This is a genomic window from Actinobacillus capsulatus DSM 19761 (genome assembly GCF_000374285.1).
Classification (GTDB): domain Bacteria; phylum Pseudomonadota; class Gammaproteobacteria; order Enterobacterales; family Pasteurellaceae; genus Actinobacillus; species Actinobacillus capsulatus.
The window spans coordinates 1-1,802 of the sequence record NZ_KB893966.1; the positions used below are offsets into that span (position 1 = coordinate 1).

The 1,802-nt window shown below is 39.0% G+C and carries 2 protein-coding genes, 2 tRNA genes and 1 rRNA gene; all 5 read left to right on the top strand.

Annotated features, from left to right (window positions below; translation table 11 throughout):
- Positions 1-104: ribosomal RNA gene (gene rrf, locus C228_RS0112940) — 5S ribosomal RNA — on the top strand; the annotation flags it as partial.
- A gap of 11 nt (positions 105-115) precedes the next feature.
- Positions 116-192 (top strand) — tRNA-Asp (locus tag C228_RS0112945).
- A gap of 51 nt (positions 193-243) precedes the next feature.
- Positions 244-319, top strand: a tRNA-Trp gene (locus C228_RS0112950).
- A gap of 114 nt (positions 320-433) precedes the next feature.
- The gene (gene xerD, locus C228_RS0112955; protein WP_018653009.1) at positions 434-1,327 is read left to right on the top strand and encodes a site-specific tyrosine recombinase XerD; all 894 of its coding nucleotides are present in this window, start codon (positions 434-436) and stop codon (positions 1,325-1,327) included.
- Position 1,328: 1 nt separating this feature from the next.
- Positions 1,329-1,433 carry a DUF5389 family protein gene (locus tag C228_RS15225; protein WP_425393297.1) on the top strand — a complete coding sequence of 35 codons (105 nt, stop codon included), beginning with the start codon at positions 1,329-1,331 and terminating at the stop codon, positions 1,431-1,433.
- The last annotated feature ends 369 nt before the right edge of the window (positions 1,434-1,802 follow it).

Here is a 1,802-nt window from a genome sequence, read left to right on the forward strand (position 1 = left end):
AGTGCAGTAGTTCTACCTGAATCCATCCCGAACTCAGAAGTAAAATGCTGTAACGCCGATGGTAGTGTGGGGTTTCCCCATGTGAGAGTAGGGCACTGTTAATCACCTAATTTGCGGAGCGGTAGTTCAGCTGGTTAGAATACCTGCCTGTCACGCAGGGGGTCGCGGGTTCGAGTCCCGTCCGTTCCGCCACTTATCTAAAAGCGAGTTAGTTACTCGCTTTGTTTATATGTAATTACTAATAGGGGCGTAGTTCAATTGGTAGAGCACCGGTCTCCAAAACCGGGCGTTGGGAGTTCGAGCCTCTCCGCCCCTGCCATATTTAAAAAGCCGATTAGTATAAACTAGTCGGCTTTTTACATATTTGTACGTTTCCCTCTAGAAAGCCGTTTTCTGTTAGAATAGTAAAATGTCTTGAAATGAAAGTAGTTTTATGAAGAGTTTAGATCCTATCATTGAACAATTTCTAGATAGTCTATGGCAAGAACATGGGTTATCTGAAAATACCTCAGCTTCATATCGTTTAGATTTAGAGTGCTTCTCTGAATGGCTGCCTACACCTAAAGCATTTCTTACTTTGGAGCATTTTGACTTGCAGGCTTTTCTCGGAGAACGCTTGGAACAGGGCTATAAAGCAACGAGTTCAGCTCGAATGTTAAGCTGTCTACGTAAGTTTTTTCGTTTTCTATATACGGAAAGTTATAGACAAGATGATCCTACATTAACTTTAACTTCTCCTCGTAAGCCGATTCATTTACCTAAATCTTTAAGTGAGGAGCAAGTAATGGATTTATTGGATTGTCCTAATACATTAGATCCCGTTGAATTACGGGATAGAGCAATGTTAGAATTACTTTATGCGACGGGGTTACGTGTTACCGAGCTTGTTTCTCTTACGATAGATAACCTGAACTTACGGCAAGGTGCTGTGCGTATTGTGGGTAAAGGTGATAAAGAAAGATTGGTTCCGATCGGAGAAGAAGCAAGTTATTGGATTCAAGAGTTTTTTCAGTATGGACGCGCAATATTATTAAATAATGCACAATCGGATATTGTATTTCCAAGCCGCCGAGGTCAGAAAATGACACGCCAGACATTTTGGCACAGAATAAAACACTATGCTGCTTTAGCTGGTATTGAGAGTGAGAAACTGTCTCCACACGTATTGCGCCATGCTTTTGCAACGCATTTAGTTAATCACGGTGCCGATTTAAGAGTGGTGCAAATGCTTCTGGGGCATAGTGATCTTTCTACTACTCAAATTTATACTCATGTCGCGAAGGTACGTTTAAAATCACTACATCAAAAATTTCATCCTCGAAGATAATATGCAAAAATTATCATCTAAATTTAATTGGGCATTAGCATTCTTTTGTTTGCCCTGTGCGTTATGGCTACTTGCGTTACTAATTTCACCAAATTTTCTAGTTTAGAGTTGACGCTGGCCTAAATTAATTGGTTTTCGACTGCCTTTTGGATTTATCCATTCGTGTTATTTGTGATTGCATTAATTTGATATAAGCTACATCAGCCGAAGAAGATATTAGCTAGAGGAATATTAATGCTTTCGCTTATCATATTTTATGTGGTACTTGGCTATATTATTCAATTGTTATAGCAAATAGATTCTCTATCAATAAAAAAGTCACCTTCAAAGAAGGTGGTCTTTTGTGTTATAGCTAGATAACGTCTAGCTATAAAAAACATACGCATAGCGTGTGGAATCAAAGAGCTTAAGCGATAAGAGAATAAAAAAATCCTCCTATAATGAATGTGGCTGACAACCAAAATTCAACATATAG